This window comes from Achromobacter aegrifaciens (assembly GCF_902859965.1).
Classification (GTDB): Bacteria; Pseudomonadota; Gammaproteobacteria; order Burkholderiales; family Burkholderiaceae_B; genus Achromobacter; species Achromobacter aegrifaciens.
This window is the reverse complement of sequence record NZ_CADIKO010000004.1, coordinates 252,771-279,739: the sequence shown is the minus strand read 5'-3', so window position 1 is coordinate 279,739 and position 26,969 is coordinate 252,771. Positions and strand designations below refer to the sequence as shown.

Below are 26,969 nucleotides of genomic sequence, written 5' to 3'. Positions count from 1 at the left end.
CCGCGGTCGCAGTGCTGCTGCATTCCTCCACCAATCATCCTCCTGAACGAGATTCAGCGAACGTAGCCGCTGATAGCATGGGTTGTGTCCGCAAGACTGGATCGAGAAGGCGAACAACTCCGCCTCGCCATCGCGATTCCGTGCCGCGGACGAGATTCCCGTGAGGTCGGTGACGCCAGCAGCCTGCCGTTGCAGCAATGATGCGCCAGCGTCATGGGAACCGTGTATGGGCCATGCGTCACAAGGTTCCCCCCGGGATGACAACCGTACTGATCGAAGACTACGCTCTGCTCCGTGTCGCGATCCAGCATGTGCTGGAGCGTGCGCGGAACACCGACGACATTCTGGCCATCTCGCCAGCCCAATTGCTCACCATGTCCAGTTCGATCAACCGCCCGGTGGAGTTGCTGGTGATGGGTTGCAGCGGCCTGGCCGAGCAGGACGTCGGACTCCTGTCCCAATCGATGGCGTTCTTCATGCCGCGGCTGGTGCTGGTGCTTTATTCGGTGCTGGACCCGGGCGTCATGGCGGCGTGTGCGCGGGCAGGCGTCGCGGGCTACATGCCCAAGGCCTCCAGCCCCGATGCGCTGGCGGCGGCGGTCAGCCTCGTCATGGCGGGCGGCGAATGCTATCCGCAGCCCGCGGCCCGACCTCAGGGCGCCTCGCATCCGCCAACCCAGGAGCTGAGGGAGCTGACCCAACGGCAGGAAGAGATCCTGCAATTGCTGGTGCAGGGCAAGACCATGCGGGAGATCGGCCAGCAGGTCGGCATCTCGGTGGCCACCGTGAAGAGCCACGCGCGCACGCTGTACTGGAAGCTGAATGCGCGTAACCAGGCCGAGGCAGCCTACATCGCGGTGCAGATGGGACTGGTCAGAAGCGGCAACGGCGCAGCGCCCGCCAAGCACGACCCAGACGCGTAGGATGGGTCAAGCGCGAGAGACTTGATGCAAGCGCATCGGTCTCGAGTGCGCGTAACCCGTCGCCAACCGCCAAGAGAAAATTGAACTCATCGCAACGTTGACGGCCTGCGCGCAGCAGATGCGGCAGGCTTGTGCGGCGCCGTGCGGACGTTCAAACGCCCGCGCCGCGGGCCGCATGTTTGCCCTTGGCCGCTATCAGCGCTTCGAATTCCTGTTCCGCGGCAGCCAGCACGCTGTCCACGTGCAGATGCGTCTGCGCATACTGGCGCGCCGCGGCGCCCAGGGTTTCGCGGATCTGCGCGTTGTAGCTGAGCTTGCGCACCGCCTCGGCCATGGCCGCTCCGTCTTCCGGCGGCGTCAGCAGGCCGCAGCGCGCGACCACGCCGGCCAGCTCGGTGCCGGGCGAGGCACCGCACACCACGGGCCGGCCGCTGGCCAGCATGCCAGTCAGCTTGGACGGCATCACCAGGTCGGCGGCGCCGGCGCGTTGGGGCAGCAGATGGATGTCGGCGGTATTGAGCAATTCGCCCAGGCGTTCGGCAGGCTGCAGGTCCAGGAAGACGACGCGGGCCAGGCCCTCGCATTGCTGCTGCAGCGGCGCGCGTTCAGGACCCTGGCCGCAGAAGACGAACCACAGGCGCGTCTCGCGGCTGAGCCTGCGGGCCACGTCGGCCAGGGTCTGCAGGCCCTGCTTGCCGCCCATGTTGCCTGAATAAAGCGCAACGATCGCGTCGTGCGGAATGCCCAGTTCGGCGCGGTAGTTGCCGCCGCCGGCGCGCGGCGCAATCGCATCGACATCGATCCAGTTGGGCAGCAGCACCGCGCGGCCCGGGTCCACGCCCTTGGCCCGCGCCAGGTCCAGCATGCGGCTGGATATGGTCGACACGCGGTCGAAGCGGCGCATCAGCCAGCGTTCGGCCCTGAGCACCATGGCGCGCAGGCCGGCGCCCTTGAGCAGCCCCAGCTCGAACGCGGCGTCCACTTCATAGTCCTGGATGTGCAGCCAGGCGCGGGCGCCGCAAAGCCGCGCCGCCAGCCAGGCGGCGGGCGCGCAGAAGAGCGCGGGCTCCACCACCAGGATGATGTCCGGCCGCCCGGCGGCCGCGCGCAACAGCGAGGGCAGGCTGGACAGGGCGAAGCTGGCCAGGTGGATCAGGCGCTTGAGGCCGCCCGGCCGTCCGGGAACCCAGAGCGGCGCGCGGCGTACGGTGACGCCGCGCAGGGTTTCCTTGCGGTAACGGCTGGCGCGATAGCCTTCGTGCACCTGCCACTGCGGATAGTAGGGCGGGGCCGTCACCACGCTGACTTCGTGGCCGCGCGCGGCCAGCCATTCGGCCAGTTCGGCGCTGTATTTGCCGATGCCGGTGAGTTCGGGCGCGTAGTTGATGCCGTAGATGAGGATCTTCATGCCGGGCCAGCCTGGCGCGGGCGGATCGGACGGCATGGGTTGCCGTGGCACACCATGGCGGGCGGCATGTTGCGGAACACCGAGCTGCGTGCGCCGATCACGGCTTCACGCCCGACGGTCACGCCGGGGCCGATGAACACGTCGGTCGCCACCCACGCGCCGTCCTCGATGCGCACGGCGCGTTCGCGCAAGGGAAAGTCGGGTTGCGCCGCATCGTGGTCTGCTGCGCAGAGGTAGCTGCGCTGCGACACCACGGCGTGGGCGCCGATGTGGATGGGACCCAGGCTGTAGATGACCGCGTCGTCCCCAATCCAGGCGTAGTCGCCGATTTCGACCTTCCATGGATAGGTCACGGTGGCAGTGGGCCGGATCAGCACCTTGCGGCCGACCCGTGCGCCAAAGCACCGCAGCAGCCAGCGGCGAAAGCCATAGGCAACTTGCGGCGACCAGCGGAACAGCGTCGCCTGCACCGTCCACCAGAGCTGCACCGTCAGGGCGGAGCGGCCGCGCTGGCCGGGCGCCAGCGCAAAACGGTCGAGCTGTTGCAGGGCGCTCATTTGGCGGCTCCCGCCACGGCGTCGTCACGCGCCGCGGCGGCGCTGGCCTGCCGCGCCTTCTGGATCTCTTCGGTCTTGATGCGGATCTGCCAGTAGTACATGGCGCGCGCCACCGCGTAGTCGTAGCCCGCCTTGCCGTCCAGGAAGCCCAGGCGGAACACGTAGGAATGCAGGAACGAGATGGGCGCCTTGAACGGCATGGCCTGGAAGATGCGCTTGAGCAGGGCGCGCGCGCCCACGTTGGCCTCGCGCGGATCGTTCATCAGACCCTTGGTGCGCAGGTTCGCTTCCCAATCGGAATAGCGGTTGTGCTTGTCGAAGTAGTGGAACAGCGAATCATGGTCGTTGTGCACCATGCGCTGGCGCAGGGCGAAGGTTTCGCCTTCGACCTGCGGCTGGTAATGGCCTTCGACCTCCCACATATGCGCCACGTCGAGATCGTCGTAGTCCAGGAAGCGCGAGCGGTCGCGCGCCAACAGGGCCAGCTTGTACACGCGGTGGCCGTGTTCCAGCTTCTTGCCGCAGAAGACGTAATCGAACGGCACGAAGGCGCCGCCCGCGCCCGCCGCGAAGCGCGGCAGGGCTTCGCGTATTTCCGCGGCCAGGCCGGGCGTCATCTCTTCGTCCGCGTCCACGTACAGCACCACGGGGTGCGAAAACGGCAGCTGTTCCAGGCACCACTGCTTCTTCTTGGGATACTTGCCGTTCCACTGGAAGTTCGAGACCTTGGCGCCCAGCGCCGTCGCCATCGCGCAGGTCGCGTCGGTGCTGTTGGAGTCCACCACGAATACTTCGTCGAATTCGACCAGCGCCTTCAGGCACTTGTTGATGTTGCGTTCCTCGTTCTTCGTCATGACGACGACCGATACCGGTATCTTCTGCATGATGCTGTCCTGTTCAGGGCGTGCCGCGCTGCATCAGCGGGCGGAAGAGGGCGATGACGTTGCGGCAGTGCCGTTCCAGGGAAAAGGCGTCGGCGCGTTCCGGGCCTTGCTCGGCAAACCGTTCACGCATCTCCGCGTCATAGGCCAGGCGGCGCACCGCCTCGGCCAGGGCCGCGGCGTCGCCCACCGGAACCAGCAGGCCGTAGCGGCCGGAATCCAGGATTTCAGCCGGGCCATGGGGACAGTCGGTGGAAATGACCGGCACGCCCAGGCACAGCGCTTCCACCAGCACATTGCCGAAGCTCTCGCGCAGGGAGGTCAGGGCGAATGCGCCGGCGCCCGCAATCACCGGGAACGGGTTGTCGATATGGCCCGCCAGGGTGACCGGGCTGCGCGAGCCGCGCTCATCGATGCGTTTTTGCAGGGCGGCATGCTCGGATCCTTCGCCCAGGATGGTGAAGCGGATGCCGGGGTCATCCAGCAATGCGGCCGCGTCGATCAGCGTCGCGTAATCCTTCACTGCTTCGAGCCGGCCCACGGCCACCACATGGTATGGGGCGGGCTGCGCGGGGTCGTCGCCGCCGCGGCCGCCCTGCGCGCGCACATTTTCCAGCGGCACGCCGTTGTAGATAGTGTGGACCTTGCCGCGCAGCGGCGGAAACATGCTGACCAGGTCTTCCTTGACGCCGCGCGACACGCCCACCACCGCATCGTGGCGCCGGTAGGTCTGGCTGACCAGCCAGCATTTCAGGCGCCGCATGCGCGAGGCTCCGTAGTGGATGGCCGGGCTGCTGTGTTCGAAGGCGACGGTGGCGAACTTGCCGCGCAGCAGCTTCTTGGCCGCCACGACCAGCATGTTGCACAAGAGGCCGTGCGAGCAGACGATGGCGGGCTTGTCGCGCCGGATCTGCATGAGCAGCTTGAAAAAGGCCACGGGCAGCATCAGCCGCAGCGCGGTCGGGGATTCGTTGACAGGGAGCGCCCGGGTCACCTTCGGATTGGATACGGGATACTCGCGGATGCGCGAACGCAGCAGGAACAAGGCGGAATCCACCCCTTGTTCCGGCAAGGCATCCACGATGAAGGCGACACATCTTCCTACGCCGCCGTGCAGATCTGGCGCGACAAACAAGACATCAGGCATGTGGGATCACTCTAGTTGGCGTCCGGCGCGCAACGTCCGGGCGGTGGCTGGGGGCGGATGTCGTTCTTTGTTCTGGCACGGGCATGATCTGGGCATTGCGCATGAGCGACAGGCAATAGCACAGCAGGAACCCGGTGAAGGCGGTCTTGGGCGCATAGGCCAGGCCGCCGGAAAGCGAGTCGATGAAGATATAGATCGGCGCGGTGGCAAGCAGGTATCGCCGGTGCAGCTCCAGGCCCGGATGCGCATATCGTCGCAACAGCGTGAGCAGCAGAATGAGCACAGGCGGAAGCATGATCATGATGGTGCCGACCACCCCGAATTTCATCAGGTAGAAGGCCCAGGAGTTGTGGGCGAAGGTGCTCAGCTCGAAGCCGTTCTCGCCCATGACCCAGCTGCGAAAGCCCGCGCCCTTGCCGAACACCGGACTCTCCGCGAAGAAGTCCATTTGCCCCTGCATTTCCTGGACGCGCGCGCCGTAGCTGGAGTCCTCGTCCAGGCGCTCGACGCTGAAGATGCGATTGGTGAGCACGTCCAGGTAGCCGATCGCGGCGAAGACCAGCACCCCGGCGACTGCCGCCGGCGCAAAGACCAGCACGGCGCGGCGCCGGATCTCGGGACCCGCGCCCAACAGCACGGCGATGAAGACCGAGATCGCCAGCTGCAGGTATTGGCTGCGGTTCAGCGAGAACACCAGGGCCAGCAGCATATAGACCGTCAGCGCGTAAGCCTTGGGTCCGGAAACGTTGAGCGTGCGCCGGAAGTACAGCAGAGACACCACGCCGAACGGAATGGCCCATACGCCCAGCCGCACGTTGCGCAGCGGATTCGCCACGCTGAAGCCTTGCAGCTGTTCGGCCAACATCAGCGTGGCCACGGCCAGGCAGGCCGCCACGATGTATTTCTGCAGCACCGCGTAGGCGGCCGGGCTGTCGATGTCCTTGTAGCAAAGAAAGGGCGTGCACAGAAAATAGAACACGATGCGCAGGTCCCGCGCGACATCGCCGGTCTCGATGCCGGGATGATGCAGCGACACCAGAAGCAGATAGATCACCGACACGCACTGGATTCCCAGCAGCATGCCCAGCATGCCGCGGGGCAGCGCATAGGCCGCGGGATCCGCGAGCCGCAGCATCTTGACCACCAGTATGGCGACGAACAGGAAATCGAAGGGCGACAGCTTGAAGCTGCCGACGCCCAGGACGAAGTGATCGTCGTTCAGGGCCAGCGCCGTGAAGGCGAACATGCCCAGCAGATGCAGGGTCGATAAGCGGCGGTGCGTGGTCATTGTGGCTCTTCCCGGTATGGACAGGCGCTAGTGCGAAGCCCAGTCGTCTCGTCCGAAAATCCTGGTGGTCAGCTTTTCGAACAGATAGGACAGGTCGCCCTGCCGCGCGTGGGCGGCCACCTTGGACGCCCGGCACGACAGTTCGAACAGCTTGCCCAGGCCCGGCTCCGTGCGGCGGATGCGCGAGACGATCTGCTCGCGTTCTTCGAGCAGCACGTCCTGCATCAGCGCCGTCTTGGTTTCGTCATGGGCGGTGTACACGCCCATTGCGTCCGGGACGATCAGGTTCTTGCCTTCGCGCAGCAGCCGGCTCCACAGCTCCAGGTCCATGCAGTAGCGCATGCTCTCCTGCAGGAGCCCGTACTTCTGCAGCAGGTCGCGGCGGAAGATCGCGGACTGGTTCGGGATGGACGCCTTCACCACCGTCAGCGTGCCGCGGTTGACCGGCGTGTAATGGATCTTGCGGAAGATCTTGTTGTCGGCGTCCGCCACGAACAGGTTGCCGCTGACGATGGGCGCGCGTCCCTTGGAGGCGGCCGCGCCCAGCTTGCGCAAGGCGCCGGGGAAGTACAGGTCGTCGGAGTTTTGCCAGCCCACATAGTCGCCGGTGGCGCGTTCGAAGCCCTTGTTGATGGCATGCGACTGGCCGCGGTCGGGCGTGCTCTCCCAGTACGTCAGGTAGCGCTCATACTTGCGGATGATGTCCACGCTGCCGTCGGTGGAGCCGCCGTCGATGATGATGTACTCCAGCCGCGGATAGCCCTGGTTCAGCACGGACAGGATGGTGCGCTCCAGGAAGCGGGCCTGGTTGAACGAGGGGGTAACGATGGTCACTTTCGGCAACAGGCTGCCGGCAATCGGCGCCGGCGGCCGCAACTCGCGGACGAAGTCGATGAGCTGACGTGAATACTCGTTATGACGCTTGCGCATGTAGGACCTCAGCATATGAGTTAACGGGTGGCCGCAGGCAAGGCGCCCGGAAATTCTGGGCGGGATTGACGGATGGCGAGGGCCACGCCGGCCAGCGTGATCGCCGCGTAGGCCATGCGGCCCCATGCCGCGGCGTGTTCCCCCGCCGCGTGTACCAGTCCCGCCATGACGCACAGCATCGCCAGGCCGCCCAGGCCGTTCAGGATGGCGACGGCGCGCGAATTGCCCAGGCCCAGCAGGGAAAAGTGCGCTGCGGCGTTCAAGGACAGCAGCCCGGAGGCCACGATCAGCAACTGGAAGGTGCCCAGATGGCCGCTGGCGACGTTGTCCCCCAGCAGCAGGTTCAGAAGCGGATGACTGACCGCCAGCACCGCCAGCGTGGCGCTGGCCGACAGCGCCAGGTTCCACAGCATCATGCGGCGGATCTCGCGTTCGACGGCGCCCGGATAGGGCGGCGAAACCGACAGGCGGGTGACGCGCGGCATGGCCTTCTGGAAGATCGCGACCGACGCGGTATGGATGATCTGGCCGACCTGCACGCCGACCGTGTAGATGGCCAGCGCCGCCGGACCCATGAGACTGCCGACCAGCACCCTGTCCACCGAACCGAAGGCCAGGGCGCTCAGGCTGTTCAGCCAGGACCAGCGGGAGAAGCGGAAGGCGTCCATCATGGCGGCGCGGTCGCGCACCGGGCGCACCAGGATGCGTCCATAGGTGCGCGCGAATACGCGCATCTTCACGCTGCCCGCGATCAGGAGTCCCAGCGCCTGCGCCAAGCCGGTCCAGGTGGGGGAGGCCGTCAGCCAGGCCGTGGCGCAAGCCAGCCCCATCGTGCCGGTGCGGCTGAAGACCTCGCACAGCGCCGTGGCGCGGAAGTCTTCACGCCCTTTCAGGCATCCGGAAAACAGTTGGTCATATTGCTGCGTCAGGTAGATGGCCAGGGCGGGCATGGCAAGCATCGTCACCGCCACGCCGCCGAAGGTGGCCGCCGGCCAGCCCAGGCCCACCACTCCCCACAGCAGCACTGCGGCCAGGGTCACGACCCCCAGCGCGCAGCCGATCAGCGACATGCTTACGCCGGCTGCGCGATAGGCGCCGCCCGGTTCGTGCATGCGTTCGGAAACCAGCTTGGTCGCCGTCACCGCCGCGCCCAGGTTGGCGGCATTGCCGAAGCCGGCCAGGGCGATGATCATCGAGTACTGGCCGAAGCCCACCGTTCCCAGCTGCCGGAACAGGATGGGCAAGGCCACCAGCGCCGCGACGGGGCCGATGCCATACTCCACCAGCCCCCAGAAGGAGGCATTGCCGGCGATGTGTTTCCTCAGGAATCCGAACATGGCTGGGGCCTGTGGGCATAGGGGTTCTGGCGAGGCCGTCAGGCCACGGGCAGCGCATGCTGGGTGCGTTCACGCAGGAAGTGCCCGTAGGCCAGCGTGATGCCATGCGTCAGTGAGATCTCCGGTTTCCAGCCCAGCGCCTGCATGCGGGCCGAGTCCATCAGCTTGCGCGGCGTGCCGTCGGGCTTGCTGCTGTCGTAGACGATGTTGCCCTCGTAGCCGACCACGCGGGCCACCAGCCTGGCCAGGTCGGCGATCGAGATGTCCTGCCCGGCGCCGATGTTGTAGATGCCTTCCGCCTGCGGATGCTCCATCAGCATGACGCAGGCCTGGGCCAGGTCGTCCACGTACAGGAACTCCCGCAGCGGCGCGCCGGTGCCCCAGATGCTCACGCTTTCCTGGCCAGATTCCCGCCCTTCGTGGAATTTGCGGATCAGCGCGGGCAGCACGTGGCTGCTTTGCAGGTCGTAGTTGTCATGCTGGCCATACAGATTGGTCGGCATGGCGCAGATGAAGCGCGCGCCGAATTCGCGCTGATAGGCCTCGCACAGCTTCAGGCCCGCGATCTTGGCGATGGCGTAGGGCTCGTTGGTCGCCTCCAGCGGCCCCGTCAGCAAGGCGTCCTCGCGGATCGGCTGAGGAGCTTCGCGCGGATAGATGCATGACGAACCCAGAAACAGCAGCTTGCGCACGCCGGCCGCATACGCGGCGCGGATCACGTTGCACTGGATCATCAGGTTCTTGTACAGGAACTCCACCGGATGCGTCTGGTTGGCGAGGATGCCGCCCACCTTGGCCGCGGCCAGGTACACCACGTCGACCGGCGTGGTCGAGAAGAAGCGGTTGACCTGATTCTGGTTTTCCAGATCCAGCTCTTCCCGGCCGCGGGTCAGCACGTTGCGGTACCCGCGGCGTTGCAGCTCGCGGGTGATCGCGGCGCCCACCATGCCGCGGTGGCCGGCGACGAAGACGCGTTGCTCCAGGTTCGTCATGTCGTGCTACTCCTTGTAGGCGTAGATTTCGTAGCCGTTCTGCTCGACCAGCGCATCGCGCCGGGCGTCGCGCAGATCGCTCTCGACCATTTCCTTGACCAGTTGCGCGAAGGAGGTGCGGGGCGACCACCCCAGCTTTTCGCGCGCCTTGGTCGGATCGCCCAGCAGGGTCTCCACTTCCGTCGGGCGGAAGTAGCGCGGATCCACCCGGACGATGACCTGGCCGGGCTTGACGTCATGGACCGGCGAGAACAGCACGGTGGCGGTCTCTTCCAGTCCTTCGCCTTCCCAGGCCAGCAGGATGCCCAGCTCGCGCGCGGCGGTATTGATGAATTCGCGCACGCTGTATTGCATGCCGGTCGCGATGACGTAGTCCTCGGGCGTGTCCTGCTGCAGCATCAGCCATTGCATTTCGACGTAGTCGCGGGCGTGGCCCCAGTCGCGCAGGGCGGACAGGTTGCCCAGGTACAGGCATTCCTGCAGGCCGAGCACGATGCGGGCCAGGCCGCGGGTGATCTTGCGCGTGACGAAGGTCTCGCCGCGCTTGGGCGATTCGTGGTTGAACAGGATGCCGTTGCAGGCATACATGCCATAGGCTTCGCGGTAATTCACGCTGATCCAGTAGGCGTACAGCTTGGCCGCCGCATACGGGCTGCGCGGATAGAACGGCGTGGTTTCCTTTTGCGGCGTCTCTTGCACCAGGCCATACAGCTCGGAGGTGGAGGCCTGGTAGAAGCGGGCCTTGTTCTCCAGTTTCAGGATGCGGATGGCTTCCAGGAGACGCAGGGTGCCCAGGCCGTCGGCGTTGGCCGTGTATTCGGGTTCCTCGAACGAGACGCCGACATGGCTTTGGGCGGCCAGGTTGTAGATCTCGTCGGGCTGCACCGACTGCACGATGCGGATCAGGCTGCAAGAGTCGGTCATGTCGCCGTGATGCAGCACGAAATTGCGGGGCTGGTCATGCGGATCCTGGTACAGATGGTCGATCCGGGCGGTATTGAACAGCGAAGCACGCCGCTTGATGCCGTGGACCTCATAGCCCTTGGCCAGCAGAAACTCCGCCAGATAGGCCCCGTCTTGGCCAGTAACGCCGGTAATCAGTGCCCGTTTTGGCATGGTTGTATCCTTAAGACTTAGTGACTGCACGAAAGGAGCCGAAGGCTGCGGTACCAATGTGCAATGAGATTACTGTTGCACCAGCCGCTGAGATATCGGCCAAAAGGTCTAATAATTCAGCCTGTCGATAGGGAAAAAGGGACTGGATTGCTTCATCCAGCGCACCCAGCATGGCAATCGCCACCAAGGCCGTCAGCGCCGGGCGCCGGTTGACCGAGAAATAGATCAACGTGGTCAGGAAGGCGTAAGCCGCAAGATGCAGACGCTTGTCCCCAAAGGCGTCCGACATCTCGGCGGCCAGGCCCGGCAGGTTGCCTATCGTTACCAGTACGGCGAAGAACAGCCCGGCAAGCGGCAGGCAGATCCGGGCCATGCCCGGTCTGAAGAAGGGCGGGGGCACCTCTTTTTCAAACCCGGCCATACATGTCCTGGAATCTGACGATGTCGTCTTCACCCAGGTAGGCGCCCGATTGCACCTCGATGATTTCCAGCGGGATCTTTCCCGGGTTCTCCAGGCTGTGGATCTCGCCCAGCGGGATGTAGGTCGACTGGTTCTCGGTCAGCAGGTATTGCTTGTCGCCGTTGTAGATGCGCGCCGTGCCCGAAACCACGATCCAATGCTCGGCCCGGTGATGGTGCATCTGTGAGGACAGGCGCGCGCCGGGCTTCACCGTGATGCGCTTGACCTGGTAGCGCGGCCCCTGGCCGACCGAGTCGTAGGATCCCCAGGGCCGCTGCACTTCGCGGTGATGGTTCAGTTCCGAGCGGTGCTGCGTCTTGAAGATCTCGACCAGCCGCTTGACGTCCTGCGAGCGCGATTTGTGCGCCACCAGCACGGCGTCGGCGGTTTCGATCACGACGATGTCGTCCAGGCCCACCGAGGCCACCAGCCGGCTGGTGGAGTGGATCAGGCAGTTGCGCGAATCCTCCACCATGACGTCGCCGGTGGTGGAGTTGCCTTCCACCGTCTTCTGGGCGATACCCCAGACCGCGTCCCAGGCGCCCACATCGCTCCACGAGGCGGCCAGCGGGATGACCACGGCGCTGTCGGTGCGCTCCATGATGGCGTAGTCCATGGAATCGCTGGGGCAGGCCTCGAAGGACGGGCCGTCCAGGTGGAAAAGCGAATTCTCGCCATGTCCGATGGCCACCGCCGCCTGCACCTGTTCCAGCATCTTGGGCGCCAGGCGCGCCATTTCCGACAGGAATACCGAGGCCTGGAAGGCGAACATGCCGCTGTTCCAGTAATAGCCGCCATCATCGATGAAGCGCTGCGCCACCTCGGGCGAGGGCTTTTCAACGAAGCGGCGCACGCGGCGGGCGGGGGCCATGACGCCGGGCTCGTCCGCCTGGATGTAGCCGTAGCCGCTGAGCGGCGCGGTGGGCGTGATGCCGAAGGTCACCAGGGCGCCTTGCAAGGCGGCCTTGTAGGCTTCGGCGAAGGCGGCGCGCAGTACCTCGCCGTCTTCCAGCACGTGGTCCGACGGCATGATCAGCATGACCGGGTCCTCGCCGTCGCGCATGGCGCGCAGGGTGGCCGCGGCGATTGCCGGCGCCGTGTTGCGCGCGAAAGGCTCCAGGATCACTTCCACGTCCTTGATGCCCAGCTCCAGCGCCTGCTCCGCCGCGATATAGCGGTGCGCGTCGTTGCAGACCAGGGTGGGCCGGGCCTGCGCATCCGCCGAACCCAGCCGCAGCAGGGTGTTCTGCAGCAGGCTGCGGTCATCGGTCAAACGGATGAACTGCTTGGGCAGCAGCTCGCGCGACAGCGGCCACAGGCGCGAGCCTGAACCGCCGCAGAGTATGACTGCCCGGTACGGGGGAGGGGGATTGGTCATGGCGCTCACTCCTTGAAGTAGGCCTGGGTGTAGGGGTGCACGCCGGGATCGGCGGCGAGGGCCTTCGCGGGCAGCCAGCGGTAGCTGCGGTGCTGGGCCTGGGGCAGGCTGGAAATGTCCAAAGAAAGCTCGGCCTCATAGGCGAGGACGACGTAGTGGGTGGAGCGTCCGGCTTCACCCGCAAAATTGGTGCCATAGAAGTGTTCGTACACGCCGCGCGGGGTCCAGGCCAGCTCGCTGACCGGGATGCCCAGTTCGTCGCGGGCGATGCGGCGCAGCGCGGCGTGCAGGGTCTCGTTCTTGCGGATCCGTCCGCCCGGCACGAACCAGGCGCCCTGGGCCGGGGGATTGGCCCGCAGGCCAGTCAGGTAGCGGCCCGCGGCATCGCGCAGCAGCAGGTCGATGGAAACCAGCGGCAACATCTCTACCGCCTGGCGGAACTCCGCCTGCGCCAGCAAGCCGTCGCGGGCCGCGGCCTTGCGTTGCTCGGGCCATCCCAAGGGTTTAGTAGACATTGCGGCCCGTCCATCCCGACAACGCCGTGCGGGCGATGATCTGCAGGTCCATCCTGAACGTCCAGTGCTGGATGTAGTAGATGTCGTACTCGACCCGGTCGCTCATCTTGCGCAGCGTGTCCGTCTGCCCGCGCAGGCCGTTGACCTGCGCCCAGCCCGTGATGCCCGGCTTGACGCGGTGGCGCATCATGTAGCGCTGCACCAGGTCCTTGTACATTTCGTTGTGTTCCAGCGCGTGCGGACGCGGACCCACCACCGACATGTCGCCCATCAGCACATTCAGGAACTGCGGCAGTTCGTCCAGGCTGGTGCGCCTGAGGAAGCCGCCGATGCGCGTGACGCGGGCATCGTTGCGCGTGGCCTGGGTGACCACGCCATGCTCCTGATGCACTGTCATGGTGCGGAACTTGTAGACATGGAAGACCTTGCCGTCCACGCCCAGCCGAGGCTGGGTGAAGAACACCGGGCCGCGCGAAGTCGCCTTCACCAGGATCGCCACCGTCAGCATCACGGGCGACAGCCCGACCAGCGCGCAGAAGGCGAAGCCGCGGTCGAAGAGTTCCTTGGCCCAGCCTCGCACGCCGGCGGCCGGCAGGCTGTTGAGCTGTATGGCCGGCAGACCCAGGAATTCGCCGATGCGGTGCCCCAGCAGCTGGATCGACATGACATCGGGAATCCAGCGGATATCCACCAGGTCGTTGCGCAGGTGATAGAGGACTTCGCGCAGTTCCTGGCCCGCTTCCATCGGCAGCACGATCCAGATCTCGCGGACGTTGTGCTCATGCACGAAGCCATGCAGCTCGTCCAGGTCATGCAGGCGGCGGACTTGCGGCGGCAGGTTCTCATGGGGCTCGGCATAGATGCCCGCCACTTCGTAGCCCGCGCCGCGGTATTGCTCGACGCGGCGCCACAGGTCATGGCCCAGCGCGCCAAAGCCCACCAGCAGTACGCGCTTGCGGTCCAGCCCGCGGTCGCGCGCCGCGCCCAGGATCGCGTAGACCGCAATGCGTAAGCCGGCCAGCGTCAGCGCCGACATGCCGAACCACGTAGCCGCCCATATGCGCGATATCGCCGCGGTCTGGTGCATGAGAAAACTGATGCAGATGCCCAGCGCGAACACCAGCGCCCAGGCCGCCAGGCTGCGCACGACCAGGTCGGTCAGCAGGCGGCCGCGCCAGGATACATAGAGGCGGAAGGCCGGGAATATGGCGACCACGCCCAGGCCGCACAGATACACAAGGAACAGATGGATCTGCGGAGGATCCGCCAAGGCATCGTCCGAGAATTTCAAGCCGGTGGCAGTCAGGCCGCAGGCGATCACGATCGCGGCATCGAGCAAGCGATAGAGATAGCTTGCTCCGCTGAATCTAGACGACGTGTCCGTTTGGGACGGGTCCATCGCGCACTCCTGTTCGTGGGGAGCCGCCGTGCGAAAGGCAAAGACAGTGCACCGCCGCAAAGCTTGTGGCTACCGACAAAATCTTATTGAGTGCGCAAGGCACCCGAAACCTCCAAACGATGTAGGAGAAGGCTTAGGACATCCGTCGAATGTGCGGGGCTAGGAAAAGAGAGTGGAATGTCGCAACCCGTTACGCATCGGGCTCACTCCAAGCAACGAAGTCATTCACAAGTGGATTTGCCATGACGACATTTTTCGGAACGTTGAGCCGAGGCATAGCAGCTATCGCGCTCGTGTCCTCGCTGGGCGCTTGCGCCTTGTCTCCCGGTATGACCTTTGACGCCAATCAACTTGCGGATCCGCTGGATCCGAACTCCAAGGCTGTAATCAAGGAAATCACGCCGTCGCTGGTGCTTGAAGACCAGCGCGCGCGCCAGGCATTGCTCGACAACGAAGGCGTCGACAAGCTCTACGGCAAGTCCGGGCCGTACCTGATCGGGCCCGGAGACATCCTCTCGATCGTAGTGTGGGATCACCCTGAACTCGTCCTTCCGACGCAAACCTACGCCATCGGGACTGGGGTAACGGAACTAGCCATTGGAGACACCGCCTCGGGCATTCCGGGCTATACGGTTTCATCCACTGGATATATCCAATTTCCCTATGCGGGATTGCTGAAAGTGGCCGGGTTGACGGAACTTCAGGCGCGCAATCTCATAGTGAATAGTTCGAGCAAGTACATCCAGGATCCGCAGATCACCGTACGCGTTCTGGGATATCGCAGCAAGCGTGTTTACGTCGATGGCGAAGTGAAGACGCCGGGCGCAATCGCGATCAACGATATCCCGATGACCCTGTTGGAAGCGATCAACAGGGCCGGAGGCATTCTGCCCACGGGCGATCGCAGCGCAGTCTACGTGATCCGTGACGGACGCCGTACTCGCGTGAACGTGCCTGCGCTGATCGAGCGTGGCCAAGACCTGAACCAGGTGCTGCTGAAGTCCGGCGACATCGTCAGGGTCACGCCGCGCGATGACAGCAAGGTGTTCGTGATGGGCGAGGTGACCTTGCCCACCGCGGCAGTGATGCGTGACGGACGCATGTCGTTGACCGAGGCGCTGGGCTTGGCCGGAGGACCGAACCAGCTGACCTCGAATCCGTCTCAAATATTCGTTGTGCGCAGCACTGAGCAAGCGACGCCGCTGGTGTTCCACCTGAACGCCGGATCGCCGCAGACTCTTGCGGTGGCGGAGAAGTTCGAGTTGCAACCCAAAGACGTGGTGTTCGTGGATACGGCGGCCCTGGTGCGGTGGAACCGCTTCATCAGCAATCTGTTCCCGAGCGCCCAGACCGTACAGACCGTGAAGTCCATAGATTAGTCCGCCTTAAACCACGCCTGGGGACGCCGCGACCGCGGCGGCGTCTTCTCTTGGAGAGCTGCATGTCGTTGCCCATCGAATCGTTCGAGCCGTCCGTGCCGGCTCGCCAGCAGGAAACTCCGTTGTCGTCCCATGTGGACGCCATCTTCTCCAACCGGTGGATGATCATCGCGATCACTCTGCTTGCATTACTGGGGGCGCTTACCTATGTGATGATCACGCCCAAGGTGTACTCGGCCGACATCATCGTGCAGGTGGAAGAGGAAATGCCGCAGGGGCAGAGCCGCAGCCTGCTCGGCGATGTGTCCTCCATGTTCGATACCAAGGCGGAGACCTCGGGCGAAATGGAAGTGCTGCGTTCGCGCATGGTGGTTGGACCCGCAGTCGACAAGTTCCTGCTGTACATCCAGGCCAAGCCGCGCTATTTCCCCGTGATCGGCGAATGGCTGGCGCAGCGCTACGAAAGCCTGCCGTATCCGTCGAGCCTGCCGCGCGGCGGTTATGCATGGGGCGGAGAAGCCATCGCGATCTCGCAGCTGGACGTGCCCAACGAATGGCTGGGCAAGCCCTTTCGCGTGACCACGCTGGGCGAAGGGCGCTACACGCTGAGCGACAAGTTCACGGGCGCGACCTTCAACGGCACCGTGGGCAAGCCCGAGCATTTCCGGCTGCCTGGCGGCGGCGCGATGGACGTGCATATCGACGCGCTGACGGGACGCCCCGGGACCGAGTTCACGGTGTCGCGCAGCTCGCGCCTTGCAGCCATCGAGGATGTGCAGGCGCGCCTGGGGATCTTCGAGCGCGGCCGCACGTCGGGGGTGATCGGCGTCACGCTGGAAGGCAATGATCCCGCGCTGACGACTGCCGTGCTCAACCAGATCGGCCAGGAGTACGTGCAGCAGAACGTGAACCGCAAGTCGGCGCAGGCCGAGAAGTCGCTGGTATTCCTTGAACAGCAGCTGCCGGTGCTCAAGGGCGAGCTGGACGCGGCCGAGACCAAGTACAACTCCCTGCGCAACAAGCGCGGCACCATCGACCTGAGCGAAGAAGCCAAGCTGATCCTTGCGCAATCGGTGGATGCGCAGACCAAGGTTATGGAACTGCGCTCCAAGCGCCAGGAGATGATCACCCGCTTCGCGCCAACCCACCCCAGCATCGTGGCGCTGGACCGCCAGATCGCCGGGCTGACCGGGGACGTCAACCGCATCGGCAACAACATCCGCCAGCTGCCTGACCTGGAGCAGGACGTGGTGCGCCTGGTGCGCGACGTGCGCGTCAACACCGAGCTCTACACGGCATTGCTCAACAACGCCCAGCAGCTGCGCCTGATCCGCGCCGGCAAGGTGGGCAACGTGCGCATCCTGGACTCGGCGGTGCAGCCGGACAAGCCGGTGCGTCCCAAGGCCGCCATCATCATCGGCGTGGCGACCGCCTTCGGCCTGATCTTCGGCATGCTGTGCGCGTTCGTGCGCAATGCGCTGTTCGGCGGACTGTCGGAACCCGACGACGTCGAACGCCATACCGGCCTGCCGGTGTTGGCCGCCATTCCCTATAGCGACATGCAGGACAAGCTGTGGCGGCGCAGCCGGCGCAAGAACGCCAGCGTGCCTGCGCTGCTGGCGCAGAGCCAGGGCAACGCGCCGCCCATCGAAAGCCTGAGGTCGTTCCGCAACGTGCTGCAGGCGTCGCTGCGCCAGTCGGCCAACAACATGGTCATGTTCACCGGCCCCGTGGCAGGCGTGGGGAAGTCCTTCCTGTCGGCCAACTTCGCCTTCATCCAGGGCGGCGTGGGCAAGCGCGTGCTGCTGATCGACGCTGACTTCCGCAAGGGCCAGCTCAACCGCTACTTTGGCGTGCCCAAGGAAGACGGCCTGTTCGAAGTGCTGTCGGGCACGATACCGCTGACCCAGGTCCGCAAGCACAGCGTGTCCGAGGGCGTGGACTTCATCGCCACCGGCGCGGTCACCTTCGACCCGTCCGAGTTGCTGGCCTCGCCGGTGTTCGGCGAAACCCTGCGCGAACTGGCCTCGCAGTACGACATGGTGATCCTGGACACGGCGCCCGTGCTGTCGTCTCCGGACGCGGCCGTGGTCGGCACGCATGCGGCGGCGGTGATGGTGGTGGTGCGTTCGGGCATGAACACCGTGGGCGAGATCCGCGAGACGGCCAAGCGCCTGATCCAGGCGGGCGCGCCGGTGGACGGCGTGCTCTTCAACGGCCTCAAGCTCCTGCCGGAACGCTTCGGCTTCCGGTCCAAGTACGGCAGTTACCGCTACTCCCGTGCGGCGTATTACGGCGATTTCAAACAGAACGGCCCTAAATAACGCCACCCGGAGAAACTGGCATGCACGGAACTTTTGGCTGGGACACGCCGCAAATTCTGGATGCGGTTTTCAAGGCTTATGACATACGCGGCACGGTGCCGGAAGAAATCGATGCGAGGTTCGCGCACAGCCTGGGGATGGCGGCGGGAACCCAGGCCCGCGAACAGGGGGCGCGGTCCATCGTGGTGGGGAGGGACGGCAGGCTGAGCAGCGTCGAGCTGGCGGCCGCCTTGCAGGCGGGCCTGCGCTCGGCGGGCATGCACGTCATCGACATCGGTATGGCGACCACGCCGATGGTGTACTTCGCGACGCGCCTGATGGACACGGGCGCGGGCATCGCGGTCACGGGCAGCCACAACCCGCCCGCGCACAACGGCTTCAAGATCGTGCTGGACGGCGCCTCGCTATATGGCGAAGGCATCACCGCGCTGCGCGATGCGATGCGCCTGCCCATCGAATCGGCCAGCGCCTCAGGCGGACGCACGCAGATGCAGATCATGCCGTGCTACACGGCGCGCCTGATGGGCGATATCCGCATGGCGCGTCCGATGAAGATCGCCATCGATTGCGGCAACGGCGTGGCGGGCGCCGCGGCGCCGGCGCTGTTCCGCGCCCTGGGCTGCGAAGTGGTCGAGCTGTTCTGCGAGGTCGACGGCTCGTTCCCGGGCCATCACCCGGATCCGGCCGATCCGCAGAACCTGCAGGACCTGATCTATTGCCTGCGCTATTCCGACTGCGAGGTCGGCCTGGCGTTCGACGGCGACGGCGACCGGCTCGGCGTGGTGACCAAGACGGGGCAGATCATCTGGCCCGATCGCCAGCTGATCCTGTTCGCGCGCGACGTGCTGTCGCGCAATCCGGGCGCCGAGATCCTCTATGACGTCAAGTGCAGCCGCCACGTGGCGCGCGCCATCACCGAGGCGGGCGGCAAGGCCACCATGTGGAAGACGGGGCACTCGCTGATCAAGGCCAAGATGCGCGAGACCGGCGCGCTGCTGGCCGGCGAGATGAGCGGCCACATCTTTTTCAAGGAGCGCTGGTACGGCTTTGACGACGGCATCTACGCCGCCGCCCGGCTGCTGGAGATCCTGTCCGGCGCGCCGGATCCCTCGGCCCTGCTGGAAAGCCTGCCGCAGTCCTGCGCTACGCCCGAAATCAAGCTGGAAACCGCCGAAGGCGAGCAGTTTGACCTGGTGGAAGCGCTGCGTGCGCAGGGACAGTTTCCCGGCGCGCAGTCCATCAACGACCTGGACGGCATCAGGGTGGATTACGCCGACGGCTTCGGCCTGGCGCGTCCGTCCAACACCACGCCGACGGTGGTATTGCGTTTTGAAGGGGACACCGTGGCCGCATTGGCCCGTATCGAGGAGGATTTCCGCAACGCGTTCCGACGCATTGCCCCTCATGTTCGTTTACCGTTTTAAGGAGCATCACGCGATGGGAAAGGCCAAGTATGCGGTTGAGGCGCTAAGGGCGAATTCGGGCCTGGCGGACAGCCCGGAGTGGCAGGCGTTCGCGCAGGCCGCGCACGGCGCGGAATTGGACGGCGCGGCGCTGAAGGTCATCGAGGCGGCGGGTCTTTGCGTGGACCTGAGCATGCAACGGCAGTCGCCGGCGCTGGAAGCGGCGGCCATGTCGCTGCTGCAGGCGCGCGGCGTGGCGGATGCGCGCCAGGCATTGTTCGCGGGCGAGCCGGTCAACTGGACCGAAGGCAAACCGGCATGGCATACGGCGCTGCGCGCCGGGCGCACGCGGGAACAGCCTGACGGCCAGGACGCTGACTCCGTCTGCGAGCATTCGCGCATGACGGACTTCGTGCGGCGGGTGGACCAGACGGCCGATTTCAACACGGTGCTGCATATCGGCATCGGCGGCAGCGATTGGGGACCGCGCCTGGCGGTCCAGGCGTTTGGCGGGGCGCAGCAGCGCCGTCAGATCCGCTTCGTGTCCAACATCGACGGACACGCGTTCCATGATGCGGTGGCCGGGCTGGACCCGCGCCGCTGCCTGGTGGTGGTGTCTTCCAAGTCCTTCACCACCGCCGAGACGCTGCACAACGCGCGCGCGGCCATCGCCTGGCTCAAGCAGGGCGGCGTGGCCGACGTGTCGGAACATCTGGCCGCGGTCACCGCCAACGTGTCGGCGGCGCGCGCGCTGGGCGTGCCGTCCAGCCAGATCTTCAAGATGTGCGACTGGGTGGGCGGGCGCTATTCGGTCTGGTCGGTCGCAGGCCTGTCGATCGCGCTGACGGTCGGCGCCGACGTGCTGATCGGCATGCGGGCGGGCGCCGAGGCCATGGACCAGCATTTCCAGCAAGCGCCGTTCGCCTCGAATGCGCCGATCCAGCTGGCGCTGGCGGGCCTGGTCAACTGCAGCGTGCTGGGCCACAACTCGCTGAACATCGCGGCCTACAGCGCGCGGCTGCTGCACCTGGTCACCTATTTGCAGCAGCTGGAAATGGAATCGCTGGGCAAACGGGTCGCGGGCGACGGCGCGGCGGTCGGCGTGCCGACGGCTCCCATCATCTGGGGCATGCCGGGCACCGATGGCCAGCACACCTTCTTCCAGTGGCTGCATCAAAGCGAAGAGGGCGCGCCGGTGGACTTCATCGCCAGTCTGCAAGGCCATGCGGATAGTCCCGATGCGCACCGCATGCTGCTGGCCAACTGCCTGGCGCAGCGCCAGGCGTTGCTGCGCGGCAAATGCCTGGAGCAGGCGCTGATGGACGTGGCGCACATCGACGACCAGGAGCGTGCGCTGAGCCTGGCGCAGCACATGGTCCATCCGGGCGGGCGCCCTTCGACCCTGATCGTGTTGCGCCAGCTGGATCCTCGCGGCCTGGGCGCGCTGCTGGCGTTGTACGAGCACAAGGTGTTCGTGCAGAGCGTGGTCTGGGGCATCAATCCCTTCGACCAGTGGGGCGTGGAACTGGGCAAGCGCCTGGCCACCGGCATCGAGCGCGAGCTGGCGGTGCCGGTGTCGGCCGGCGTGGTGGACTGGGGCCACGACGCGTCCACCTCGTACTGGATCGACCGCTACCGCAGCCATGCACAGGCGCCGCGGCCGCGCCATGCCTGGGTGCCGGGCGTGGCGGCGCATCTGTGAGGGAGACCATGCCGGATCTGCATGTGTTGGTGACGGGCGGCGCCGGCTATATCGGCACGCACACGCTGGTCGCGATGTTGGCGGCGGGCCAGCGGCCGCTGGTGCTGGATAACTTCAGCAACGGCAGCCGCGAGGCCGTGCGCCGCGTCGAGCGCCTCTGCGGCGTGGAGATTCCTCTGGTGGAAGGGGACATCCGCAGCCCTGGACTGGTCGAATCGGTGCTGGCCGAGACGGCAGCGCGCGGCGCGCCGGTGCAGGCGGTGCTGCATCTGGCCGGCAGCAAAGCGGTGGGCGAGTCGGTTGCCGATCCGCTCAAGTACTACGACAACAACGTCGGCGGCTCGGTGACGCTACTGCGCGCCATGCGCGAGGCGGGCGTGACGCGCATGGTGTTCAGTTCTTCGGCCACAGTCTACGGCGAGCCCCGCTACCTCCCGCTGACCGAGGCGCATCCGCTGGCGCCAACCAACCCCTACGGCCGCACCAAGCTGATGGTGGAGGAAGCGCTGCGCGATGTCTGCACGGCCGATCCCGCGTTCAGCGCGGTGACGTTGCGCTACTTCAATCCCATCGGCGCGCATCCGAGCGGCCAGATCGGGGAAAGTCCGCGCGACATTCCGAACAACCTGTTCCCGTACATCACCCAGGTGGCGGTAGGTCGCCAGCCTTTCCTGCGGGTGTTCGGCGACGACTACGAGACGGCCGACGGCACCGGCGTGCGCGACTATCTGCACGTGATGGACCTGGCGCAGGGGCATGTGCAGGCGCTGGCCTATTCGGAGCGCCACCCCGGATTCGTGGCGGTCAACCTGGGTACCGGGCAGGGCACCAGCGTGCTGGAGCTGGTGCATGCGTTCGAACGGGTCAACGGCTGCCGCATTCCCGTGCAGGCGCAGGCCAGGCGTCCCGGCGACGTCGAAAAGATGTGGACCGATCCCACGCTGGCGGCTTCCTTGTTCGGCTGGCATAGCACGCATGACGTGGATGCGATGTGCGCGGACGGCTGGCGCTGGCAGCAGGGCAACCCTCAGGGCTACGACCTCGGCACAGGGACATAACCCCTGCGCCGTATCGGATGGATTCCTCGAAACCGGCGCGAGCGGTTACAGTTGACGGAAATATTGCGAAGCAGCATTGCCCGGCGGCCTGGCCGCCGCGGCCGTGCACCGTCAACGAGGCGCACCCATGTTTGAATTCAATCCCTCTACCGGCCTCCTGCAGGAGCTGCAGTCATGAGCGGGCCGACCTACAGCGCGCCGGCCCACTGGAACCTGGACAGCATCGTGTCCGGCCTGCGCGAAGCGCGCGTGGCCTGGCGCGGTCCCCGCGGCCGCCTGCGCGAAGACGCCGGCCTGCGCGAATTCCCGTCGCAGGAAAGCCTGCGCCAGATCGTCAAGGATCTCTGTGGCGCGCTGTTCCCGATGCGCCTGGGTCCCATCGACCTGCGCGAAGAGGTCGAGGACTTCTACGTCGGCCATACCATCGGCGCGGCGCTGGACGCGCTGCTGCACCAGGTCTGTCTTGAATTGCAGTACGTGGGCCGGCCCGAACAGACCGAGCCCGCGGATGCGCGCCAGCGCGCCATCGAGATCGTGCGCCAGTTCGGCGCGGAGCTGCCGCGCGTGCGCGCCGCGCTGGACCTGGACGTGACCGCCGCCTATCAGGGCGACCCGGCCGCGCACAATGTGGACGAGGTCCTGCTGTGCTATCCGGGCGTGGCGGCGATGATCCACCACCGTCTGGCCAATGTGCTGTACCGCCTGGGCGCGCCGATGCTGGCGCGCATCGTGGCGGAAATCGCGCATGCGGATACGGGCATAGACATCCACCCGGGCGCGACCATTGGCCGCAGCTTCTTCATCGACCACGGCACCGGCGTCGTGATCGGCGAGACCGCCATCATCGGCGACCGCGTGCGCCTCTATCAGATGGTCACGCTGGGCGCCAAGCGCTTCCCGCCGGGTGAAAACGGCGAACTCAAGAAGGGCCTGGCGCGTCACCCCTTGATCGAGGACGACGTGGTGATCTACGCTGGCGCGACGATTCTCGGCCGCGTCACCATCGGCAAGGGTTCGACCATCGGCGGCAACGTCTGGCTGACCCGCAGCGTGCCGCCGGGCAGCAACGTGACCCAGGCCAGCCTGGTCAGCGACATGCCCGACTGCGGCCTGGGCGGCTGAGCAGCTTGAGGCCGCAGCCTTTCGCGCAGCGGCCGCCTTTTCGCGCGGGCGCCGATGCGCGCCCGCGTAACGGCCGGCCCTGAGGAGCCTGGATGGACACACGAGTCTCTGATCTGGCCGCGCTGCGCGGCTTTGTCGACCGCCACCCGCGGCTGTTCGTGCTGACGGGGGCGGGCGTCAGCACCGATTCCGGCATCCCCGACTACCGCGACACCGAAGGCGAATGGAAGCGCAAGCCGCCCATGACGCTGCAGACCTTCATGGGCGGCGAACTGGCGCGGGCGCGCTATTGGGCGCGCAGCATGGTGGGCTGGCGCCGTTTCGGCCATGTGCAGCCCAATGCCTCGCACCGGGCGCTGGCGCGGCTGGAATCGCGCGGCCGCGTCTCGGTGCTGGTGACGCAGAACGTCGACGGCCTGCACGAGGCCGCCGGCAGCCGCGACGTCGTCGACTTGCACGGCCGGCTGGACGAGGTGCGTTGCATGGCCTGCGACTGGCGCGGCGGCCGCCAGGCATGGCAAGAGGCGTTGCAGGACGGCAACCCGGAATGGACGCTGCTGGACGCCACGGATGCGCCTGACGGCGACGCCGACCTGGAAGGCGAGGACTTTGCGCAATTTCAGGTGCCGCCCTGTCCGCGCTGCCGCGGCATCGTCAAGCCGGACGTGGTCTTTTTTGGTGAAACCGTGCCGCGCGAACGCGTGGACCGCGCCAACGCCGGCCTCATGAACGCCGACGCGGTGCTGGTGGTGGGGTCATCGTTGATGGTGTATTCCGGCTACCGCTTCGTCAGCGCCGCGTCGCGCAACGGCATGCCGGTAGCTGCCATCAACCTGGGGCGCACCCGCGCCGACAGCATGCTGACGCTGAAAGTGGAACTGCCTTGCGCCGTGGCGCTGGACGCGCTGTAACACACCCCGGGGCCGGCCGGTTTTTGACCGGTCTAAGCAAGTACTTGCCCTGCAAAGGTTTTTTTCGGCTGTTACAGACCTTTCCATAGGGTTGTCCACAGGAACTGGGGATAACTCCTAGGGATAACCCCGGGTTTTCGACCTTTTTAGAGCAGCGTTTGTCAAGTCTCGGGGGCGTCCGCCATGTCCCCCATTAGCGCCTTGCGGGCCGCGTGCCAACTGCCGGCGTCCGGCGCATACAGCAGGCCGCCGGTGCGATGCGTGGGCTTGTAGGGAGAACCGTCGAAGTGGGCCGCGTAGCCGCCGGCTTCGCGGTGCAGCAGCCAGCCGGCTGCGTGGTCCCAGGCCGTCAATTGGTTGTAGAACGCGATGTGGCAGTGCCCGGCGGCCAGCATGCGGTACTCATGCGCGGCGCAACGCAGCGAGGCGGTGCTGCCCAGGCGCGACAGGTTGCTGTTGACGGTGGTACGCATCGGCTCGGGCAGGGCGCCGGTCGAGATCAGGCCGTCCATGTCTTCGGGCGGCGCGGGGCTGGCCACCGCGAGCTGGGCCTGCTTGCCGTTTTCATATTCCATCCAGGCGCCTTCGCCGCGCACGGCGAGCGCGCTGTCGCGGCTGACCGGGTCGTAGATGACGCCCGCGATCACGTCGCCGCGATGGCAGGCGGCGATCATCATGCCGAAGAGAGGCAGGCCCGCGACGTAGTTGCGGGTGCCGTCGATGGGGTCGATCAGGAAGGCCAGGTCGGCGTCGACCAGCATGTTCAGCAGCGCGGGATTGCGGGCCGAGGCCTCTTCGCCGATCAGCACGGCGCCCGGATGCAGCTTGGCCAGGCGCGCGGCGATCAGGCGTTCGGCGGCTTCGTCCGCGTCGGTCACGAGGTCGCGGGCGGAGCTTTTGCCGCGCACAGCGCCTTCCGGCAGATTGCGAAAGCGCGGCATGACTTCCGTCTGCGCGGTTTCGGCCAGGATGGCGGCAAGCCGGCGAGTGTCCTCGCGGGTGAAGGTTCTGCTCATACGGACTCGTTCGGTCAGGGAACGCGCAAATCTACCATGCCGGACGCGGGGCGGGATGCCACATATCGGACTCCCGGAAACCCGCGCGCCAAATGCGCGCGGCCCCCGCCGGCAGAAGCCGGCGGGGGCCGCGGCGCGCAAGGGGCCGTCAGGCGCCCAGGTCCACGCAGAGGTACTTGATCTCCAGGTACTCTTCGATGCCGTATTTCGAGCCTTCGCGGCCCAGGCCGGATTGCTTGACGCCGCCGAACGGGCCGACTTCATTGGAGATGATGCCGGTGTTGATGCCGACGATGCCGTACTCCAGCGCTTCGGACACGCGCCAGATGCGGGCGTAGTCGCGGGTGAAGAAGTAGGCGGCCAGGCCGAAGATGGTGTCGTTGGCCATGCCGATGACTTCCGCTTCGGTTTCGAAGCGGAACAGCGGGGCCACCGGGCCGAAGGTTTCCTCGGTCGCGAAGCGCATCGACTGGGTCACGTCGCGCACCACGGTCGGTTCGAAGAAGGTGCCGCCCAGCGCGTGGGGCTTGCCGCCGGCGATGACCTTGGCGCCGTGCGCGGTCGCGTCGGCGATGTGCTCCTGTACCTTTTCCACGGCGCTGCTGTCGATCAGCGGACCCTGGGTCACGCCGTCGGCGAAGCCGTCGCCGACCTTCATGGCTTCGACCTTGGCGACCAGGCGCTTGGCGATTTCTTCGTACACGCCGGCCTGCACGTAGATGCGGTTGGCGCAGACGCAGGTCTGGCCGGCATTGCGGTACTTGGAAGCCAGGATGCCGTCGACCGCGCGGTCCAGGTCGGCGTCGTCGAACACGATGAAGGGCGCGTTGCCGCCCAGCTCCAGCGACAGCTTCTTGATGGTGGGCGCGCACTGCTCCATCAGCGTGCGGCCGACTTCGGTGGAGCCGGTGAAGCTCAGCTTGCGCACCACGTCGCTTTCGCACAGGGCCGCGCCGATTTCGCGCGAGCTGCCGGTGATGACATGGAACACGCCAGCGGGCACGCCGGCTTCTTCAGCCAGCACGGCCAGCGCCAGCGCGGTTAGCGGGGTCTGTTGCGCGGGCTTGACCACCATGGTGCAGCCGGCGGCCAGGGCCGGGCCGACCTTGCGGGTGATCATGGCGGCCGGGAAGTTCCACGGCGTGATGGCGGCGGTGACGCCGATGGGCTGCTTGAGCGCCATCAGGCGCTGGCCGGCCTTGGGGCTTTGCAGGATGTCGCCGTCGATGCGCTTGGCTTCTTCGCCGAACCACTCCAGGAACGAGGCGGCATAGGCGATTTCGCCGGCGGCTTCGGTCACGGGCTTGCCCTGTTCGGACGTCATGATGGCGGCCAGGTCCTGCTGGTTCTGCATCATGAGCTGGGCCCACTTCAGCAGGATCGCGGCGCGTTCCTTGCCGGTCTTGGCGCTCCAGGCGGGCAGGGCGGCCTCGGCGCTGGCGATGGCTTGTTCGGCTTCCTTGCGGCCCAGCTTGGGCACGGACACGATGGTCTTGCCGGTGGAGGGATTGTCCACGGGGATGGACGGGCCATTGCCGGCGGCTACCCACTTGCCGTCGATGTAGCAGGCGTCGCGCAGCAGATCGGGGCGCGCCAGGGGATGGGTCAGTGCGGTCATTGTTGGAGTCTCCTTGAAGGGAAGCGGTGGGCCAGGAAACGCTTGCGGGCGTGGCGGCAGATCCGCTACGCCCGCAAAACTTGTGCCTGCCCGCCGGAATACCGG

The 26,969-nt window shown here is 66.1% G+C and carries 23 protein-coding genes; 8 read left to right on the top strand and 15 right to left on the bottom strand.

Going from position 1 to position 26,969, the window contains the following annotated elements; genetic code table 11:
- Positions 1–257: 257 nt before the first annotated feature.
- Positions 258–923, top strand: a complete 666-nt coding sequence (locus HV793_RS25820) for a response regulator transcription factor (RefSeq protein WP_054453089.1) — start codon at positions 258–260, stop codon at positions 921–923.
- Positions 924–1,074: 151 nt separating this feature from the next.
- On the opposite strand, the gene HV793_RS25815 is transcribed toward HV793_RS25820, so the two are convergent.
- The 13 genes from HV793_RS25815 to HV793_RS25755 are packed head-to-tail and all read right to left on the bottom strand — an operon-like array spanning position 1,075 to position 14,331.
- Entirely contained in the window at positions 1,075–2,331 is a 1,257-nt protein-coding gene (locus tag HV793_RS25815; protein WP_054453686.1) for a glycosyltransferase WbuB, read from the bottom strand.
- Positions 2,328–2,888 carry a putative colanic acid biosynthesis acetyltransferase gene (locus tag HV793_RS25810; protein WP_054453087.1) on the bottom strand — a complete coding sequence of 187 codons (561 nt, stop codon included), beginning with the start codon at positions 2,886–2,888 and terminating at the stop codon, positions 2,328–2,330. The genes HV793_RS25815 and HV793_RS25810 overlap by 4 nt, the downstream gene beginning before the upstream one ends.
- The gene (locus HV793_RS25805) at positions 2,885–3,772 is read right to left on the bottom strand and encodes a glycosyltransferase family 2 protein (protein ID WP_054453084.1); all 888 of its coding nucleotides are present in this window, start codon (positions 3,770–3,772) and stop codon (positions 2,885–2,887) included. The genes HV793_RS25810 and HV793_RS25805 overlap by 4 nt, the downstream gene beginning before the upstream one ends.
- Positions 3,773–3,785: 13 nt before the next feature.
- Positions 3,786–4,916: a glycosyltransferase gene (locus HV793_RS25800; protein WP_054453081.1), complete on the bottom strand. Its 1,131-nt coding sequence runs from the start codon at positions 4,914–4,916 to the stop codon at positions 3,786–3,788.
- Complete coding sequence (locus HV793_RS25795) at positions 4,909–6,204, bottom strand: O-antigen ligase family protein (RefSeq protein WP_175214138.1); 1,296 nt, start codon at positions 6,202–6,204, stop codon at positions 4,909–4,911. Before HV793_RS25795 ends, HV793_RS25800 begins: the two co-directional genes overlap by 8 nt.
- A gap of 27 nt (positions 6,205–6,231) precedes the next feature.
- Positions 6,232–7,134: a glycosyltransferase family 2 protein gene (locus tag HV793_RS25790; protein WP_054453076.1), complete on the bottom strand. Its 903-nt coding sequence runs from the start codon at positions 7,132–7,134 to the stop codon at positions 6,232–6,234.
- Between the two features lie 20 nt (positions 7,135–7,154).
- Positions 7,155–8,471, bottom strand: coding sequence for an oligosaccharide flippase family protein (locus HV793_RS25785; RefSeq protein WP_175182353.1), 1,317 nt, complete (start codon positions 8,469–8,471; stop codon positions 7,155–7,157).
- Positions 8,472–8,509: 38 nt separating this feature from the next.
- Complete coding sequence (locus HV793_RS25780) at positions 8,510–9,463, bottom strand: GDP-L-fucose synthase family protein (protein ID WP_054453071.1); 954 nt, start codon at positions 9,461–9,463, stop codon at positions 8,510–8,512.
- A gap of 6 nt (positions 9,464–9,469) precedes the next feature.
- Entirely contained in the window at positions 9,470–10,579 is a 1,110-nt protein-coding gene (gmd, locus tag HV793_RS25775; RefSeq protein ID WP_054453069.1) for a GDP-mannose 4,6-dehydratase, read from the bottom strand.
- 10 nt (positions 10,580–10,589) lie between these two features.
- Complete coding sequence (locus HV793_RS25770) at positions 10,590–10,952, bottom strand: VanZ family protein (RefSeq protein WP_054453684.1); 363 nt, start codon at positions 10,950–10,952, stop codon at positions 10,590–10,592.
- A 34-nt stretch (positions 10,953–10,986) separates the two neighbouring features.
- Positions 10,987–12,417 carry a mannose-1-phosphate guanylyltransferase/mannose-6-phosphate isomerase gene (locus tag HV793_RS25765; protein ID WP_054453067.1) on the bottom strand — a complete coding sequence of 477 codons (1,431 nt, stop codon included), beginning with the start codon at positions 12,415–12,417 and terminating at the stop codon, positions 10,987–10,989.
- Between the two features lie 5 nt (positions 12,418–12,422).
- Positions 12,423–12,875 carry a GDP-mannose mannosyl hydrolase gene (locus tag HV793_RS25760; protein ID WP_054453683.1) on the bottom strand — a complete coding sequence of 151 codons (453 nt, stop codon included), beginning with the start codon at positions 12,873–12,875 and terminating at the stop codon, positions 12,423–12,425.
- 46 nt (positions 12,876–12,921) lie between these two features.
- Positions 12,922–14,331 carry an undecaprenyl-phosphate glucose phosphotransferase gene (locus HV793_RS25755; protein WP_125471884.1) on the bottom strand — a complete coding sequence of 470 codons (1,410 nt, stop codon included), beginning with the start codon at positions 14,329–14,331 and terminating at the stop codon, positions 12,922–12,924.
- A gap of 242 nt (positions 14,332–14,573) precedes the next feature.
- Between HV793_RS25755 and HV793_RS25750 the strand changes: the two genes are divergently transcribed.
- The 7 genes from HV793_RS25750 (at position 14,574) to HV793_RS25720 (ending at position 24,230) form a co-directional block, all read left to right on the top strand.
- Entirely contained in the window at positions 14,574–15,710 is a 1,137-nt protein-coding gene (locus HV793_RS25750) for a polysaccharide biosynthesis/export family protein (RefSeq protein WP_054453063.1), read from the top strand.
- Positions 15,711–15,772: 62 nt separating this feature from the next.
- Positions 15,773–18,034 carry a GNVR domain-containing protein gene (locus HV793_RS25745; RefSeq protein ID WP_054453060.1) on the top strand — a complete coding sequence of 754 codons (2,262 nt, stop codon included), beginning with the start codon at positions 15,773–15,775 and terminating at the stop codon, positions 18,032–18,034.
- Between the two features lie 20 nt (positions 18,035–18,054).
- Positions 18,055–19,458 (top strand): phosphomannomutase/phosphoglucomutase, encoded by a 1,404-nt coding sequence (locus tag HV793_RS25740; RefSeq protein ID WP_054453058.1) that lies wholly within the window; start codon positions 18,055–18,057, stop codon positions 19,456–19,458.
- Between the two features lie 13 nt (positions 19,459–19,471).
- Entirely contained in the window at positions 19,472–21,139 is a 1,668-nt protein-coding gene (gene pgi / locus HV793_RS25735; RefSeq protein WP_175214137.1) for a glucose-6-phosphate isomerase, read from the top strand.
- 8 nt (positions 21,140–21,147) lie between these two features.
- On the top strand, positions 21,148–22,197 hold the full coding sequence (gene galE, locus HV793_RS25730) for a UDP-glucose 4-epimerase GalE (RefSeq protein WP_119450026.1): 1,050 nt from the start codon (positions 21,148–21,150) through the stop codon (positions 22,195–22,197).
- A gap of 174 nt (positions 22,198–22,371) precedes the next feature.
- Positions 22,372–23,319: a serine O-acetyltransferase EpsC gene (epsC, locus tag HV793_RS25725; protein ID WP_054453050.1), complete on the top strand. Its 948-nt coding sequence runs from the start codon at positions 22,372–22,374 to the stop codon at positions 23,317–23,319.
- A 92-nt stretch (positions 23,320–23,411) separates the two neighbouring features.
- On the top strand, positions 23,412–24,230 hold the full coding sequence (locus HV793_RS25720) for an NAD-dependent protein deacetylase (protein ID WP_119450025.1): 819 nt from the start codon (positions 23,412–23,414) through the stop codon (positions 24,228–24,230).
- A 161-nt stretch (positions 24,231–24,391) separates the two neighbouring features.
- Here the strand turns inward: HV793_RS25720 and HV793_RS25715 are convergent, their stop codons facing one another.
- Together HV793_RS25715 and HV793_RS25710 are read right to left on the bottom strand one after the other, a co-directional pair.
- Positions 24,392–25,246, bottom strand: coding sequence for an inositol monophosphatase family protein (locus HV793_RS25715; RefSeq protein ID WP_054453047.1), 855 nt, complete (start codon positions 25,244–25,246; stop codon positions 24,392–24,394).
- A 148-nt stretch (positions 25,247–25,394) separates the two neighbouring features.
- Positions 25,395–26,864 (bottom strand): NAD-dependent succinate-semialdehyde dehydrogenase, encoded by a 1,470-nt coding sequence (locus HV793_RS25710; RefSeq protein ID WP_054453045.1) that lies wholly within the window; start codon positions 26,862–26,864, stop codon positions 25,395–25,397.
- Between the last annotated feature and the right edge of the window lie 105 nt (positions 26,865–26,969).

Coding starts and splice junctions, on each gene's coding strand:
- HV793_RS25820 (WP_054453089.1), top strand. CDS start 258: ATGACAACCGTACTGATCGAAGACTACGCTCTGCTCCGTGTCGCGATC.
- HV793_RS25815 (WP_054453686.1), bottom strand. CDS start 2,331: ATGAAGATCCTCATCTACGGCATCAACTACGCGCCCGAACTCACCGGC.
- HV793_RS25810 (WP_054453087.1), bottom strand. CDS start 2,888: ATGAGCGCCCTGCAACAGCTCGACCGTTTTGCGCTGGCGCCCGGCCAG.
- HV793_RS25805 (WP_054453084.1), bottom strand. CDS start 3,772: ATGCAGAAGATACCGGTATCGGTCGTCGTCATGACGAAGAACGAGGAA.
- HV793_RS25800 (WP_054453081.1), bottom strand. CDS start 4,916: ATGCCTGATGTCTTGTTTGTCGCGCCAGATCTGCACGGCGGCGTAGGA.
- HV793_RS25795 (WP_175214138.1), bottom strand. CDS start 6,204: ATGACCACGCACCGCCGCTTATCGACCCTGCATCTGCTGGGCATGTTC.
- HV793_RS25790 (WP_054453076.1), bottom strand. CDS start 7,134: ATGCGCAAGCGTCATAACGAGTATTCACGTCAGCTCATCGACTTCGTC.
- HV793_RS25785 (WP_175182353.1), bottom strand. CDS start 8,471: ATGTTCGGATTCCTGAGGAAACACATCGCCGGCAATGCCTCCTTCTGG.
- HV793_RS25780 (WP_054453071.1), bottom strand. CDS start 9,463: ATGACGAACCTGGAGCAACGCGTCTTCGTCGCCGGCCACCGCGGCATG.
- gmd (WP_054453069.1), bottom strand. CDS start 10,579: ATGCCAAAACGGGCACTGATTACCGGCGTTACTGGCCAAGACGGGGCC.
- HV793_RS25770 (WP_054453684.1), bottom strand. CDS start 10,952: ATGGCCCGGATCTGCCTGCCGCTTGCCGGGCTGTTCTTCGCCGTACTG.
- HV793_RS25765 (WP_054453067.1), bottom strand. CDS start 12,417: ATGACCAATCCCCCTCCCCCGTACCGGGCAGTCATACTCTGCGGCGGT.
- HV793_RS25755 (WP_125471884.1), bottom strand. CDS start 14,331: ATGGACCCGTCCCAAACGGACACGTCGTCTAGATTCAGCGGAGCAAGC.
- HV793_RS25750 (WP_054453063.1), top strand. CDS start 14,574: ATGACGACATTTTTCGGAACGTTGAGCCGAGGCATAGCAGCTATCGCG.
- HV793_RS25745 (WP_054453060.1), top strand. CDS start 15,773: ATGTCGTTGCCCATCGAATCGTTCGAGCCGTCCGTGCCGGCTCGCCAG.
- HV793_RS25740 (WP_054453058.1), top strand. CDS start 18,055: ATGCACGGAACTTTTGGCTGGGACACGCCGCAAATTCTGGATGCGGTT.
- pgi (WP_175214137.1), top strand. CDS start 19,472: ATGGGAAAGGCCAAGTATGCGGTTGAGGCGCTAAGGGCGAATTCGGGC.
- galE (WP_119450026.1), top strand. CDS start 21,148: ATGCCGGATCTGCATGTGTTGGTGACGGGCGGCGCCGGCTATATCGGC.
- epsC (WP_054453050.1), top strand. CDS start 22,372: ATGAGCGGGCCGACCTACAGCGCGCCGGCCCACTGGAACCTGGACAGC.
- HV793_RS25720 (WP_119450025.1), top strand. CDS start 23,412: ATGGACACACGAGTCTCTGATCTGGCCGCGCTGCGCGGCTTTGTCGAC.
- HV793_RS25715 (WP_054453047.1), bottom strand. CDS start 25,246: ATGAGCAGAACCTTCACCCGCGAGGACACTCGCCGGCTTGCCGCCATC.
- HV793_RS25710 (WP_054453045.1), bottom strand. CDS start 26,864: ATGACCGCACTGACCCATCCCCTGGCGCGCCCCGATCTGCTGCGCGAC.